The organism is Chryseobacterium sp. S0630, assembly GCF_024158915.1.
Taxonomy (GTDB): domain Bacteria; phylum Bacteroidota; class Bacteroidia; order Flavobacteriales; family Weeksellaceae; genus Chryseobacterium.
The window spans coordinates 14,416-29,208 of record NZ_JAMZGF010000046.1 but is presented as its reverse complement, the minus strand read 5'-3'; the positions used below and the strand labels follow the sequence as shown (position 1 = coordinate 29,208).

Annotated in this window: 11 protein-coding genes; 7 read left to right on the top strand and 4 right to left on the bottom strand. The window is 37.1% G+C overall.

Annotated features, from left to right (window positions below; translation table 11 throughout):
* Window positions 1–11 precede the first annotated feature (11 nt).
* Both NK356_RS17675 and NK356_RS17670 read left to right on the top strand, forming a co-directional pair.
* On the top strand, window positions 12–3,188 hold the full coding sequence (locus tag NK356_RS17675) for a type I restriction endonuclease subunit R (RefSeq protein WP_253317606.1): 3,177 nt from the start codon (window positions 12–14) through the stop codon (window positions 3,186–3,188).
* A 37-nt stretch (window positions 3,189–3,225) separates the two neighbouring features.
* Window positions 3,226–3,873 carry a M48 family metallopeptidase gene (locus tag NK356_RS17670; protein WP_253317605.1) on the top strand — a complete coding sequence of 216 codons (648 nt, stop codon included), beginning with the start codon at window positions 3,226–3,228 and terminating at the stop codon, window positions 3,871–3,873.
* Between the two features lie 32 nt (window positions 3,874–3,905).
* On the opposite strand, the gene NK356_RS17665 is transcribed toward NK356_RS17670, so the two are convergent.
* Window positions 3,906–7,250: a DEAD/DEAH box helicase gene (locus NK356_RS17665; protein WP_253317604.1), complete on the bottom strand. Its 3,345-nt coding sequence runs from the start codon at window positions 7,248–7,250 to the stop codon at window positions 3,906–3,908.
* A gap of 134 nt (window positions 7,251–7,384) precedes the next feature.
* Between NK356_RS17665 and NK356_RS17660 the strand changes: the two genes are divergently transcribed.
* Window positions 7,385–8,182 carry an SDR family oxidoreductase gene (locus tag NK356_RS17660; protein WP_034696685.1) on the top strand — a complete coding sequence of 266 codons (798 nt, stop codon included), beginning with the start codon at window positions 7,385–7,387 and terminating at the stop codon, window positions 8,180–8,182.
* A 79-nt stretch (window positions 8,183–8,261) separates the two neighbouring features.
* Entirely contained in the window at window positions 8,262–9,176 is a 915-nt protein-coding gene (locus NK356_RS17655) for an AraC family transcriptional regulator (RefSeq protein WP_253317603.1), read from the top strand.
* 52 nt (window positions 9,177–9,228) lie between these two features.
* Here the strand turns inward: NK356_RS17655 and NK356_RS17650 are convergent, their stop codons facing one another.
* Complete coding sequence (locus NK356_RS17650) at window positions 9,229–9,840, bottom strand: GNAT family N-acetyltransferase (protein WP_253317602.1); 612 nt, start codon at window positions 9,838–9,840, stop codon at window positions 9,229–9,231.
* A 192-nt stretch (window positions 9,841–10,032) separates the two neighbouring features.
* On the opposite strand from NK356_RS17650, the gene NK356_RS17645 reads away from it, so the two are divergent.
* The 3 genes from NK356_RS17645 (at window position 10,033) to NK356_RS17635 (ending at window position 12,890) form a co-directional block, all read left to right on the top strand.
* Complete coding sequence (locus NK356_RS17645; protein ID WP_051934379.1) at window positions 10,033–11,190, top strand: MFS transporter; 1,158 nt, start codon at window positions 10,033–10,035, stop codon at window positions 11,188–11,190.
* Window positions 11,191–11,290: 100 nt separating this feature from the next.
* Window positions 11,291–12,148, top strand: a complete 858-nt coding sequence (locus NK356_RS17640; protein ID WP_034696680.1) for a helix-turn-helix transcriptional regulator — start codon at window positions 11,291–11,293, stop codon at window positions 12,146–12,148.
* 91 nt (window positions 12,149–12,239) lie between these two features.
* Entirely contained in the window at window positions 12,240–12,890 is a 651-nt protein-coding gene (locus NK356_RS17635) for an HD domain-containing protein (protein ID WP_253317601.1), read from the top strand.
* A gap of 64 nt (window positions 12,891–12,954) precedes the next feature.
* Here NK356_RS17635 and NK356_RS17630 read toward each other — a convergent pair whose 3' ends face one another.
* Together NK356_RS17630 and NK356_RS17625 are read right to left on the bottom strand one after the other, a co-directional pair.
* Window positions 12,955–13,344: a hypothetical protein gene (locus NK356_RS17630; protein WP_253317600.1), complete on the bottom strand. Its 390-nt coding sequence runs from the start codon at window positions 13,342–13,344 to the stop codon at window positions 12,955–12,957.
* A 37-nt stretch (window positions 13,345–13,381) separates the two neighbouring features.
* On the bottom strand, window positions 13,382–14,758 hold the full coding sequence (locus tag NK356_RS17625) for an MFS transporter (RefSeq protein WP_253317599.1): 1,377 nt from the start codon (window positions 14,756–14,758) through the stop codon (window positions 13,382–13,384).
* Between the last annotated feature and the right edge of the window lie 35 nt (window positions 14,759–14,793).

The following is a 14,793-nucleotide window of genomic DNA, read 5'->3' as shown; positions in this document are numbered from 1 at the left end:
ATAAAAGATTTATGATTAACAGACCGGAGTATATTTACAGCGAGTTGCCAGCCATAGCATTGTTGCAAGAAATGGGCTACCATTATTTTGATGGAGAACAGCATCAGGAACGCAATGATATCACCGAGGTAATTCTAAAAAAAAGATTATTAGACGCTATTAAACGCATCAATCCCTGGATAAATGATAATAATCTTAATAAAGCCTATACGCTCATTACAACGGTTACGGGAACTTCATTAATGGAGATTAACCAGAAGGTCTGGGAACTGATTAGAGGCGGAACTTATACCGTCAAACAAATTATTGATGGCGTAGAAGGATTTCATGCAGTACATTTCATCGATTATGAAAATATAGAGAACAATGACTTTTTGGTGGTGAGTCAAATGAAATACCACGGAAGGTTTCGGCACTCTATTCCGGATTTGGTTATTTACATCAATGGTTTGCCTATTGGGATCATAGAATGTAAATCTCCAAGATCTTCAACTGCTTGGGACTCTGCTTACGGAGATTTAAAATATTACCAGGAAAACTCAGAGAAGCTGTTTCATTTCAACCAGATATGTGCAGGGATTTGGAAAGTTGGAGGGAGATATGGAGCGATCAATTCGCCGCAACAGTTTTATTCTGTTTTTAAGACCAATAAAGAGGATGCTGATATTTTGGCTCTTGCCAAAACAGAACAAGATAAACTGCTCATCGCCCTTTTCAAGAAAGAACGCGTGTTGGAGATTATCCGTCATTTTGTTTTATTTGAATTGGAGAATGGGATTACCATAAAAAAACTACCACGATACCAACAAATAAGAGCCACTAATAAAACAATAGAACGCCTGCAAGCTGGAGAAGGTGGTGTCGTTTGGCACACGCAAGGTTCTGGTAAATCTTTAACGATGGCTTATGTTGCCCGAAAATTACAGGCCCCGGAATATGGCTTTGATAATCCAACGGTGATGATAATGACTGATAGAAAGGATTTGGATCTACAAATCACTAAGACATTGCAAAACGTAGGATTCAAGAATGTAAATCAAGCTTCCTCGGTAGTGCATTTAGATAAGTTACTGCGTAATGATTACGGAGGAATAATTACAACCACAATACAAAAATTTCAGGAAACGGATAAAGAAGCAACAGACTCTACCGACCAAACCGAGCTAGAAGAGCGGGGTAATTTGATCATTGAAAAACATATAAAAGACAAAACGCTTGTCAAGATCACCAAAGAGCTGCAAAAGGGGAAATGGATAGAAATTGACCGTGTTGAAATAGAATTAGAAGAGCTTTCCAGAAAAGAAAATCTTTATATTTTAGTAGATGAAGCCCACCGTAGTCACTATGGTTTTTTAGCTTCCTTCATGAGAACGGTATTGCCCAACGCTAAGTTTATAGCCTTTACAGGAACTCCAATCTCTAAAGAAGACAAATCGACTTTAGGAGAATTCTATGGAGGAGAATATATTGATGTTTATACCATTACAGAATCTGTTGCTGATGGAGCTACTGTTGAGTTATTGTATGATGAAGGAATCTGCAAGTTGGATGTTAAAAAAGAAGCTATTGATGAAGAATTTGAGGCAAAATTTGCTGATGCATCTGAAGAAAAAAAGGATAAACTAAAACGAGAAGCTCTTAAAAAATACCAATTATCAGCAGAACGGATTGATGATATTTCCAGACATTTAATTGACCATTTCAGGGATAAAATTTTTCCAGACGGTCATAAAGCCATGTTAGTATGTAGCGGAAGAGAATCAGCCATTAAATACCAGCAAACCTTACACAGACTCAAAGAAGAAGGCTATCATAGTTTTGAGTCCAAAGTAGTAGTCAGTATGAGTTCACCAAAAACGGATGCCATTGCTAAAGATTACTATGAAACCTTAGAATGGAACAGGAATAATCCTGCTCATAAAAAACCAATATACGTTGTACCGCCCGAAAACATCAAAAATGCTACGGAGGATTTTAAACTCCCTTTTGGAAACGAAGAAGAAACCGAAAAATCTGGCAATAAAAAATTTGATAATACAGCGATTATGATCGTTTCAGATATGTTGCTGACAGGTTGGGATGCTCCTATTGCATCCTGTTTGTATTTGGATAAACCTTTGAAGGAACACAACCTTCTTCAAGCCATTGCCAGAGTAAACCGTTCCAGAAAGGGGAAAAATGCAGGTTTTATTGTAGATTATAACGGAATCACGGCATATTTAATTCAAGCGTTAGAAATCTTTTCTGGTGACATAAGACCTGATGATATTTTGAAGAATATCAATGAAGAATTTCCAAAGTTAGAAATGAATCATACCAAATTAGTTGATTTCTTTAAACCATTGAAAATTGATAGAAAATACGAAAGAGAAGACTATATTGATTTAGCAGTACGTTATATTGAGCCCATCAATATACGGGACGATTTCAAATCTTTATTGAAAGACTTTAACAAATCAATCAATATTGTCTTGCCAAATACCAAAGCTTTGAAGTATCAAAGTGACTTTAAGTTATTTAATGAAATTAAAATAAGAGCTAAAAATACGTTTCCTGATGATGATGAATTGAAAATCAGTAAGGACGAAAGTAAAATGCTCCAAATGATGATTGACGAACATCTAAAATCAAACGGAGTTCATAGTTTATTATCTGAACCAATTTCGATCATAGACAAAAATAAATTTAAGGAGGAAATCATGAACGCATCACCGGCAACCAAGGAATTAAAGATGCGAAATAACTTGAAACACGTTATTAAAGTTGGATTAGATAAGAATCCTGATTTTTACAAGCCATTGGCTCAAAGGCTAGATGAACTGTTGAAGCAAAAAGAAGCCCAGCGAATTGATGAAGCTCAATTACTTCTGGCTTACACCACAATTCAAGATGAAATTATCAACGAGCAAAAAGAAGGTGAGCAAAAAGGTTTTGTGACAGAACGGGAACGGGCTGTTTATAACTCGATGAAAACGCTTTTTGATGGTACTGCAGACGATGCAACCAAAACATTGTTTGATCTTATCAGCGGCGAGCTGAGTATTGTATCATGGGAGAGTAAAGGTCAGGTTCAAAAAGATATTGAAAATAAGATAATACGATTTTTGAGTACTAAGTTGGAGCGGTCAGAAGCTAAGGCTAAAGCAAAAGAAATGGTTGATGTTTTAAAGAAGAATAAAGATGTATAGTGTACAATATGGAAATAAAACCATTGAGTATTCAATCATGGAAAAAGATGGTCTTCAATCGCATTATATTAGCGTAGAAAAAGACGTTGGTGTTACGCTCAAAGGTAAAGCCATTTCAATTGAGCAAGCTGATAAATTAATACTAAGAAAAGCCAAATGGATTTTAGATAAATTAGATTTGGTAAGCTCCATTAATGAAGGTGAAATTGTTACTGGTTCCAGAATTCAATATCTGGGAAGAAAGTATTATGTTGAGATCATTATTGAAAATGAAAGTCATCAGATTAGAATTGATTTTACAGAATCTAAATTCAAGATTACATTGCCGGATCACTTGAATACTCAAGAAAATTTACGCCAGGCAGTTGAAAACTACTACAGATTAAAAGCACAGGAAAAAATAGAACCTATTTTAAGAAAGAAATCCAGAACGATAGGGTTACAATACAAAAATGTCAAGTTTATGAAGCTTGAAAAACGATGGGGAAGCTGTACACCGTCGAATACCATAATAATAAATTTTCATGCAGTTAAACTTCCATTTTCATTAATAGAATATTTGGTAGTTCATGAGCTTGTTCATACCAAAGTAAAAAGCCATTCAAAAGAATTTTGGGCAGAATTATCTAAACATATTTTCAATTGGAAAGAGCTGGATGCTAAAATGTATGAGATGAAGTTGTAGAATATAATGTTCGGAAATAGGAACAATATCTTTTACGATCCGGCTCCCAGCAAATCCATCAGATCCTGCTTAGAAAGTCCCTGAAGCTTTTTTCCATCGGTGGTCAACAGATTCTGGGCCAGCTGTTTTTTCTTTTTCTGAAGCGTAAGAATTTTTTCTTCCACAGTATTGGAGCAGATCATCCGTACAGCAATTACATTTTTGGTCTGTCCTATACGGTAGCTGCGGTCAATAGCCTGGTTTTCAGCGGCGGGATTCCACCATGGATCTACAAGATAAATATAATCTGCCTGGGTAAGATTGAGACCTACACCTCCGGCCTTTAAGCTGATCAGAAACACACGGATATCTTCATTGTTCTGAAAATGAGCTACTTTTTCCCCTCTGTTTTTCGTTTGACCCGTTAAATACTCAAACTGAATGTTGTGGCGTTCCAGCTCTGCCTTTATCAAATCAAGCATTCCTACAAATTGCGAGAAAACAAGGATTTTATGATCTTTTGACTTCCCAAGGATCTGTTCCATCAGAATTTCGATTTTAACGGCATTTTCACCGGAATATCCCTCTTTCATCAGAACAGGGGAATTGCAGATCTGTCTGAGCCTTGTAAGGCCTGTAAGAACGTGCATGCTGTTTTTATTCAGATCATCGTCATCATTAGCGGCAATAAACTCACGAAGTTCTTTTTCATAAGCATCGTAGATCTTGCGCTGTTCCGTATTCATTTCACAGTAGATCACTGTTTCTGTTTTCTCCGGAAGTTCCTTGGCAACCTGTTTCTTTGTTCTTCTGAGGATAAATGGCTTTATCTTTTGCTGAAGCTCTATGGCACGCTTGCTGTACTCAAATTTATCAATAGGAATAGCATAAATATCTTTAAAATACTGTTTGCTTCCCAACAATCCTGGGCAGGCAAAAGAAAGCTGGCTGTAAAGATCAAAAGTACTGTTTTCAACAGGAGTTCCGGTCAGTACAATCCTGTTTCTTGATTGAAGAAGTCTTGCGGCTTTATATCTTTCAGAATTGGGATTTTTAATCACCTGTGACTCATCCAGAAATGCATAATTGAAATTGAAATTTTTCAAAAATTTAATGTCTGAAAGAAGCATCCCATACGTGGTAAGGACTACTTCATAATCAGCCATATGAGCCGTTGTTTTCGGTCGGTCTGCACCGTAATGAAGCAGAACTTTTATGGAAGGCGCAAATCTGCTTATCTCTTCCTGCCAGTTGAAAAGCAGGGAAGTAGGAACCACAATCAGATGGGTGGTGTGGCCTCGTTTTTCCCTCTGTGAAAGGATAAAAGCAATGATCTGAATGGTTTTCCCAAGTCCCATATCATCTGCAAGACATCCCCCGAAGTTGAAGCTGTCAAGGAAATTAAGCCAGTTCAGTCCGTCATGCTGGTAATCTCTCAGTTCAGCATTCAGTTCAGCAGGAACAGCCGTTACCGGAATGTCTTTTACTTTTGAAAACTTCGTAGTATAAGAGGTAAGTTCTTCCTGGATCTCCTGGCTCAGGACTTCTTTTTCAAACAGTGAGGTAACCTCCGTGAAATTAATTTTTGGAATTTTTAAAAGTTCTTCATCAATTTCTCCTGCCCGAAAATAAGCGGATATTTTTTCCATCCATTCTTCAGGGAGAATTCCCATGCTGCCATCATCCAGCTGAACGAATTTACTCTTGTTCCGAATGGCACGGTGAAGTTGCTTTAAAGAAGCTTCTTTAGGTCCGAATCCTACTTTTAATTGAGCATTAAACCAATCCAGTCCGCTGGTGATCTGAATATTGATTTTAGCGCGATGAGGGTTTAATTTGTTGTTTTTTAATTCGTTAAAGCCAAGTATGATGATTCCTTCATTTCTCCAGGTCTCAAATGCTTCAAGAAACCAGTTGTTATCCAGGAACTTATCTCTGTGAAGATAAAAGTACTGATAGCCATCCATCTGTTCTTCAAAATCAGGATGCTGTTGCATCACCAATGAAGTAAAGCGGGCTTCAGCTGATTCATTTCTTTCTATTTTAAACGGATTTCCATTCTGATCCGTATCAAAAATCTGCTTTCTGGAATAGACCGGAACTTCTACATCACCGTATTTCATAACGGGAGTAATTCCTATATAATTTTCCTGCTGACGGAGATAAATGACTTTTTCAGTCTGATAATTTTTATCTTCAAGTTGTACTTCTGTTGCAGGCTGTATGTAGCTGTAATTAATATGAATACGTTCTTCTATAGAGGAGAGGATATTCTGCATAAAAGCTTCATATTTCGAAGAATGAACCAGTAAAATTTCATTATTAGCCTTAAAGAACCTGATGATTTTAAGCATGTCCGGATCGTATACAAAGCTGAAAACGTTACGGTTACAGACGAAATATTCATTTCTGAGAACAACATTTTTAAATGGGAGAGCAATATCATTAAATAGCAATTCTCCGGTTATTTCAAAAAATGGATCTTTCTTAAATACAGATAATTGAATCTCCGCATCTAAAGTATTTAATTCAATAAGAGAAAGTGACTTTGAGGAAACGGTTTCTGCGATTTCCCGGTCATGATAATAGACTTCAAGCTCCAGAGGATTCTGTACAATGAGCTTTAAAGCTTCCAGTTCTGACGGATTGTAATCTTCATTATAATTATTCTGAAAAGAAGTGATAGCAGTATAAAATTTTATATCTGCCGGTTTCTCTGCTTTCCATATCAGCTGCATGGAATCTATGGGAGTGACAGGATTTTTGATTTTTCCTGTCTGCGTTATTTCTGCCTCCATCAGAGAGAAGGTCATATGATTGTAATAACGGTGTTTCCCGATAACCAATATTTGCTTTTTCCCGGTTTCCAGTATTGCCAGTTCATCCAGTTTAGAAAGATGCTGAGGAAGTAGATCTCTTGTCAGCATTACATCATCTACAGGAAGCATTTCCTTGATTTTGGGCAATATTTCAATTTGGCCATCTTTGTATTCAAGCTCAAAATACTGATCCAGATCCGGCTCGTTTTCCAGACCATATCCTCTGGCTTTAGGGAGAAATATTTTTTTGCGTAGCGTTTCATCAAAAAACAATCGATAATTTTTATCTTCAATAATGCAGTGAATAATCTCTGCCTGATGAGCACAAAGCTGGTTTTTCTCTTGGTCACAGGTACAGGAACAAAGCAAGGAGCTGCCTATTTTACTGATGGTAATCACTGGAAAATCCTGGAATGAAGAAGACTGTTTTGTAAATATTCCTGTATTGTTTTCAATAGCCACGGGATAGATTTCACGAAAATCCCTGATCCCGATAAATGCACTGTCTGAGGTATGTTTCAGCAGGTCATATACGGAAAGTGTACTGATATTGATGTTGTCAAGAATATATTCTGCCATAAAAATAGATGGGGACAAACTTACAAAAAACAAATGTATTGAAGAATCCGTTTTGGCTACAGCTTACCCCATTTTGGCAACTCCTGCGTTTCTTCTAATGCTGAACTTTGTCCTGTAATTTTAAACCAAGAAAAATGAAAACAATTTTTATAACAGGTGCTTCTACAGGATTAGGAAAAGCAACTGCCCAATTATTTCAAAACAAAGGATGGAAAGTAATCGCAACGATGAGAAATCCTGAAGCAGCGGCTGATCTTGCCGCTTTGGAAAACGTAACGGTACTTCCTCTTGATGTAACCAATTTTGACCAAATACAGTCTACCGTAAAACAAACCCTGGAACTCACTGATGTAGATGTGGTTTTTAATAATGCAGGGTATGGTCTTATGGGACCATTGGAAGCGTTAAAAGATGATCAGATTGCAAGACAGCTAAACACCAATTTATTAGGAGTTATCCGTGTAACGCAGGCTTTCATCCCATATTTCAGAGAAAAAAACAATGGAATGTTTATTTCTACTACTTCCATTGGTGGTTTGATTGCTTTCCCATTAAATTCTATTTACCATGCTACAAAATGGGCGTTGGAAGGCTGGAGCGAAAGTATGGCTTTTGAGCTGAATCAGTTTGGAATTGATATTAAAACCGTTTCTCCCGGAGGAATTAAGACTGATTTTGTAAGCCGTTCTTTAGATTCTGCATCAAGTCCTGCCTACGAAGAAATGATAGGATCATTATTTTCCAAAATGGGAGGAATGATGGAAGTGGCTTCTACTCCTGAACAAATTGCAGAAGTAGTATATGAAGCAGCTACTGATGGCAAAAGAAATCTGAGATATGTAGCCGGAGAAGATGCCAAAGCTTTGTATGCTCAGCGTCTAGAATTGGGTGATGAAGTATTCAGAGACCAGTTAGGAAAACAGTTCCTTTAATCCGGATTTTTTTAAAGGTAGTATAAAGTAAATCTTCTTTATGCTGCCTTTTCCACCAAATAATTTATAATTTTATATCATGGAAAAGAAAGATAATGCTCCTTTGAAAATTTCATCCATATCAGAACTGCACAGCATGCTGCAGCTCCCTAAACCGCTTCATCCTTTGGTAAGCCTTGTGGATAACACGAAAATGAGTATCAAAAAGGATATGCTGAAGCGAAGTTTTATCCTGAATTTTTATAAAATCTCTTATAAATTTTCTACCAACGGAAAAATGGGCTATGGACAGGGATATTATGATTTTAATGAGGGAGGAATGATGTTCACTGCACCCGGACAGGTTCTTTCTACTGATGAGAATGCTGAATATTGCGGATACACCTTGCTGGTACATCCTGATTTTATCAGAAGTTATCCTTTGGCAAAGAATATCAGAAACTTTGGTTTCTTTTCTTATGATACGAATGAAGCGCTGCACTTGTCTGATCAGGAAAAGACAACCATTACAGGGTTACTTGACAATATTGGAAATGAACTGAATACCGCTATTGATGAAGTAAGCCAGGACGTTATTGTGTCTTACCTTGATGTTCTTCTCAATTACAGCAACCGTTTTTATAAAAGACAGTTTATCACCAGAAAGGCGGTTAATAATGATTTGCTGACCAAGATGGATGATGTACTGGAAAACTATTTCAATCAGCAGGAAACATTAAATAAAGGACTTCCTACAGTAGAATTTCTGGCCTCTACACTCCATCTGTCGCCTCATTATCTGAGTGACATGCTTCGGAATCTCACGGGATTGAATGCCCAGCAGCATATTCATGAAAAACTGATTGAGAAAGCGAAAGAATATCTTACTACCACAGGTTTTTCTGTATCTGAAGTAGCGTATGCTCTTGGATTTGAACATCCGCAGTCCTTCAATAAGCTGTTTAAAAAGAAAACTGATAAAACACCGTTGAGTTACAGACAGTCTTTCAACTAAATAAATAAAAAACACCTGGTTCAAATATCAGGTGTTTTTTATTGTATGCTTTTTAGCCAACACTTTGCTTTTCTTTGATCAAAGTTTCAATTTTACATTTTGCAGTGGCCCATTCATCATCCAAAATACTGTAATAAGCTGCATTTCTTGTACTGCCATCGCTGAGAACTTTGTCTTTACGTAAAATACCTTCAAATACACCACCGATTTTTTCGATGGCTTTTCTTGATCTGAAGTTATCATCTTTTGTTTTCAATTGTACCCTGTTGGTTTTCAGAATATCAAAACAGAAGGTTAGGAGAAGGAGTTTGCATTCAAGGTTGATGGCTGTTCCCCAGAATTCTTTGATGATCCAGGTCCATCCGATTTCCAGTTTCCGGTCTGCAGGATATATTTCAAAAAAGCGTGTGGATCCAATCAGCTTTCGGGTTTCTTTGTGACGGATTACAAAAGGATATTGATTTCCGGTTTCTCTTTCAGATAATGCACATTCATAGTTTTTATCAAACAAGGTTTTGTCTGAACAGTCTGTAGGAACCAGTTTCCAGAGTTCTTTATCTGCAGCCGCAGCATATAATTCTTCAAAATGCTGTTTTTCAAGAGGAATTAATTCAACGGTTTCTCCTTCCAAAATAGTCGGATAGGCAATCCATTTTTCTTTCATGGTTCATTTTTATACATCGAAATTAAAAAAAAATGAATATCTGTGTTCAAAAAATAAAGTGATTTTTTACCATGATAAGGTCTGAATTTCTATTATTGGTTAAAATGGAACATAAAAATGACAAAAATGAACTAGATTTTAATGGAGTTGCGTGTCTAAATTTGCAAAAGGAATTTTTATCACCCTGTTATAATGAACGAGAGAGAATCTTTTAATGCCAAAATGCCAACAGCCTGTTTTTTACTTTTCTTTGCCCATGGGCTTGTTTTTTCTTCCTGGGCGAGCCGGATTCCTATTATAAAAACGGCCCTTTCCATTAATGAAGCCCAATTGGGAACACTTTTGCTTCTGATGCCGATAGGACAGCTTTCAACGATGGTTCTGGCTGGAAAACTGATCAGTATCTACGGAAGCAGCGGAATTATTAAAAGATGCTTTATGCTGTATCCCTTTTTTCTCTTATTGATTGGTTTATCTCCTTCTTATTGGACATTAGGTGCGGTACTTTTCTTTTTTGGAGTTTCCGGAAACATGTGCAATATTGCCATCAATACACAGGCGATTGAAATAGAATCTATCACGAAAAGAACCCTTCTTTCTTCATATCACGGTGCCTGGTGTTTTGCCGGTCTTACAGGAGCTGTCATAGGTTTGTTAATGATTAATCTCCATGTGGGAACTTTTTATCATTTTGTTATTATTTTCATTCTGGTCGGTATACTTTGGTTCTACAGTACAAAAAATCTGACCAATATTATTCATAAAGCAGAACCGCAGACCCGTTCAATTTTTAAAGCAGTGAATCCTACATTGATTGGTTTGGGAATTATAGGATTTCTGAGTATGGCGATTGAAGGAGCGATGTTCGACTGGAGCGGGGTTTATTTTCAAACTATAGTTAAAGCACCTGAAAGCCTTGTTATATTGGGATATACAAGTTTTATCTTAATGATGACTTTAGGTCGTTTTGTCGGGAATAAAATCATTGAAAAATATGGAAAAAAGATCGTTCTGCAATGTTGCGGCCTATTGATGAGCGGTGGTCTTTTCCTAAGTGTTTTCTTTCCGGAACTGTGGATCTGCATCATTGCTTTTATGATCATTGGCCTTGGAAGTTCCCTGAGTGTGCCTTCCGTTTACAGTACAGTAGGAAAGGTGAGTACAGTGGCTCCGAGTATTGCTTTATCATTTGTTTCCAGCATATCGTTTTTAGGATTTCTGATGGGGCCGCCTCTTATCGGATATATTGCGGAAAGTTTTGATCTCAGGTATTCATATGGTCTTTTTGCCTGTTTTGGGATTTTACTGGCGATTATGGCGGGTCAGATGAAAGTCTTCAGGAAATCATAATCAATTTCTTTTTAAGGGATTTTTGACATGTTATGACACAAGATCGTTGTCTAATCTTGCATTGCAAAATACTTTTTATCTTTATTAAAAATTTCCTTTTATGAAACCGGTCTCAGGAATTGTACCAGAATCTGTTATTGACCATTCTTTTTCCGTAAAACGATTGGAATATGATCTGCCATATTTAGTGGATTTTGTGAGACTTAATTATCATCACATTGTAATCATTGAAAAGGGTAAAGGAGTACTGACGATTGATGAGCATTCTTTTGATATTGCAGATCATGAAATTTTTTTACTCTCAAAAGGTCAGATCTGCAGATTTGAAAATGATTCTGAAGTCTGTGGTTATCATATTTCCTTCGGAGACTGTTTCTGGGAAAGAGTCCCTTCCAGTGCCAGCAATTGCAAGGCTGTTCTGTTTAATAATGCTGCTGCCAATCAAAAACTGATCCCGGATCAAACCGAAACAGATGAATTTTTAAGCTTATTTAAAAGCTTGCTAACGGAGTATAAAACGGAATCTTATACCAACCAGATGGATGTTCTGGCCGCCTACCTGAAAATTATAATGATCAAGCTGGCGAATGTAAAAATGGTAAAAGAAGAAACTTTTGACAGCCAGGATTATATCATTTACCGCAAGTTTATGGAATTATTGAGTAGTCAGTATCACAGCCTTCATGCTGTGAATGATTATTCGGAGTTGTTGAATATTACGCCAAGAAGGTTGAGTGAATTGTGTAAGCGGTGTTCTGATAAAAGTGCCAAAGAAATCATCAACGGGCAGATTATCGCGGAAGCCAAAAGACTTCTTCAGTTCAGTTCCCATTCTGTAAAAGAGATTGCTTATCAGCTTCATTTCGGTACATCGGAACAGTTCAGTCACTTCTTTAAAAAAAATACAGAAATATCTCCGGCAAATTATCGCAGTAAGTTTATTCATATCGGAATATAGTTTCGACTGAAATTTTGACATCTCATCGGTATTTATTGCTATTCTCAAGCCTTTGTAATCAGAATATCTTTGGATAAAATTATATAAAGATATGTCAGTACATCGTATGAAAGAAGTTGCGGGAATCATGATCCCGGACAGTAAAATTGCAGCCGAAGCCACAGAACTTCTCCTGGAACACGGCACAGAGTTTATCTACAATCACTCTCTGCGTGTTTTTCTTTTTTCATCATTAAATGCAAAGCGCGAAAACAAAGCTCATGACTCGGAACTATTGTATGTAGCATCCGTATTTCATGATCTTGGACTTGTTTCTCATTACAGCAGCCCTGATCTGAGATTTGAGGTAGACGGAGCCAATGCGGCAAGAGACTTTTTGAAAGGCCATGGGATAGCTCAGGATAAACTTCAGCTCGTTTGGGATACCATTGCGCTTCACACCACCATTGGAATTGCAGAGCATAAAGAAAATGAAGTTGCTTTAATGTATTCAGGAGTGGGATTGGATGTGATGGGAGAAGGATATGAAAACCTGAGTGCAGAACATCGGGAAGAAATTATCAGAGCTTTTCCGAGAAATGATTTCAAGAAGAAGATTATTCCTACATTTTTCGGTGGTTTTGAGCATAAAACAGAAACTACTTTTGGAAATATAAAAGCAGATGTCTGCGCCTTCATGATCCCGAATTTTGAAAGAAAAAACTTCTGCGACTGTATTTTACATTCCCCGTGGTCTGAATAGGAAAATAGCTTTCTCAAAAAATTGACAGCCCTGAACATTATTAGATGATCAGGGCTGTTATTGTTTATATCCAGTTTTCTATAAGATGAAGCCATAGCGCTTTTTCCTTATCGAGCAGAAAGACCGCTGATGATTTTCTTTTAGTTATGATTTCTCCAGTGACTTGTGTTTCAATATAGGTCGCAAGTCCATGATTGCCAGAATGATTAATTTCAATATTTTCCACCTGAATGCTTCGCTCCGGAAATTTCCCAAATACGGTGGGAAGCCATTCTCCAAGCATCGATAGGGTAACAGTATCTCCGTTTCCATTAATCATTTTAAAATCTTGTGAAAATCCGGCTGATAACTCTTGATAAAGACTTTCCTGATTTTCGGTTTTCCCCTGAAACCATTTTTCGATATTCCGGTGAAATTCTTCTATTTCCCAGATGATCTTTTCTGTATTGTTCATTGTTAAATGTATTATATTTTTTGATTTAAACTGATCTTTAATTAATAATTTTCCTTAATCTGTTTCCTGCCCAAAGCCCAGCCACCTGAAAAATACCTATCATTCCTACAGCGGTTGCAAATGCTTCCGTGAATCCTAAAACGGGTATCAGATTAAAAAATAATGTACCAATAATAGCTCCTCCCGTTACACTCCCAATCTGAATACCAATACTTACCAATCCTGAAGCCTGTCCAGCTTTATCCTTAGAAACCAAAGAAATAGCTGTCCGCATCATGACAGGCATAATGGTACCATGTCCAAATCCGGCAATAAATAGGGGAATATGAGTGACAAATGAGGGTTTCTGCTGAAAATAAAAAGTAACCGCACTCATCAGAAAACCTGTCATTAATAAGCCTAATCCTGAGTATATCATTTTGGATGCTGTCAGTTGTATTCTGGAAGTAATTAAGGGTGCCAGAAAAAAAGCAAGACCATAAGGAATGATGGCAAATCCTGTCTGCATTGAATTTTGATGAAGAAACTCCTGAAGGTAATAAGGATAGCAAATAAACAAACCTGCTGTGAAATTATAAAAGAAAATAATCAGCAGACTTAATGCAAAAGGTTTCTGCTGCAACAAAGCCGGATCTATAAGAATCGGGCGATTATTCTGAAGCTGTACAGTTTCATATTTTAAAAATGAAATTAATAATACAATTCCGGCAATAAGAATTCCGAAAATCCACCATGCCCATCTGAATTTCTGACCAAAAATAAGAGGGCAGATGAGCATGAGTAATGACAGGATTAATAACAAAGCTCCCACAAAATCTATCTCTGTTTGCTCTTTCTTATTACCGTTATCCATCGTAAAATGAATCCCGAGAATGCAGATCACCGTAATCGGTACATTCACAAGAAATACCATTTCCCAGGAAAAATTTCCCCAATGCATGCTTAAGAGAATTCCGCCAAACAATTGTCCGATCACCGAAGCAAGACCAAATACCGAACTGAAAAGACTGACCGCTTTAGGTTGTTCCTGACTGTTGAAAAGATCTTTTATGGAAGCCAATACCTGTGGAGCAAGCAATGACGCACCAATACCCTGAAAAAGTCTGAAAATAATTAACCATGTAACATCCGGAGAAAATGCACAGGCAAGAGATGAAAACAGAAAAGTATATAATCCTGCTATAAATATCTTTTTGCGACCGTAAATATCACCCAGACGTCCGCCACAAACAACAAGTGCTGCATAAGTGAGTCCATAAATGGCTATAACCATCTGAAGCTGATGATCACTGGTGTTGAATGCTTTTTTGATGGAAGGCAGAGCCATATTGACAATAAAATAATCCAGTGGTGAAAGAAAAGCACCTGCAATCAAAAAATTAAGTGCCTGCCACCGTTTCGGATGTACGTTCATATTTTTTTATGCAAAATTACCCGCTTTGTGTTCTG

Bases quoted from the DNA above. Each gene is read 5' to 3' on its own strand.
- NK356_RS17630 (WP_253317600.1), bottom strand. From the start codon at position 13,344: ATGAACAATACAGAAAAGATCATCTGGGAAATAGAAGAATTTCACCGG.
- NK356_RS17650 (WP_253317602.1), bottom strand. From the start codon at position 9,840: ATGAAAGAAAAATGGATTGCCTATCCGACTATTTTGGAAGGAGAAACC.
- NK356_RS17625 (WP_253317599.1), bottom strand. From the start codon at position 14,758: ATGAACGTACATCCGAAACGGTGGCAGGCACTTAATTTTTTGATTGCA.
- NK356_RS17645 (WP_051934379.1), top strand. From the start codon at position 10,033: ATGAACGAGAGAGAATCTTTTAATGCCAAAATGCCAACAGCCTGTTTT.
- NK356_RS17665 (WP_253317604.1), bottom strand. From the start codon at position 7,250: ATGGCAGAATATATTCTTGACAACATCAATATCAGTACACTTTCCGTA.
- NK356_RS17640 (WP_034696680.1), top strand. From the start codon at position 11,291: ATGAAACCGGTCTCAGGAATTGTACCAGAATCTGTTATTGACCATTCT.
- NK356_RS17670 (WP_253317605.1), top strand. From the start codon at position 3,226: ATGGAAAAAGATGGTCTTCAATCGCATTATATTAGCGTAGAAAAAGAC.
- NK356_RS17635 (WP_253317601.1), top strand. From the start codon at position 12,240: ATGTCAGTACATCGTATGAAAGAAGTTGCGGGAATCATGATCCCGGAC.
- NK356_RS17675 (WP_253317606.1), top strand. From the start codon at position 12: ATGATTAACAGACCGGAGTATATTTACAGCGAGTTGCCAGCCATAGCA.
- NK356_RS17660 (WP_034696685.1), top strand. From the start codon at position 7,385: ATGAAAACAATTTTTATAACAGGTGCTTCTACAGGATTAGGAAAAGCA.
- NK356_RS17655 (WP_253317603.1), top strand. From the start codon at position 8,262: ATGGAAAAGAAAGATAATGCTCCTTTGAAAATTTCATCCATATCAGAA.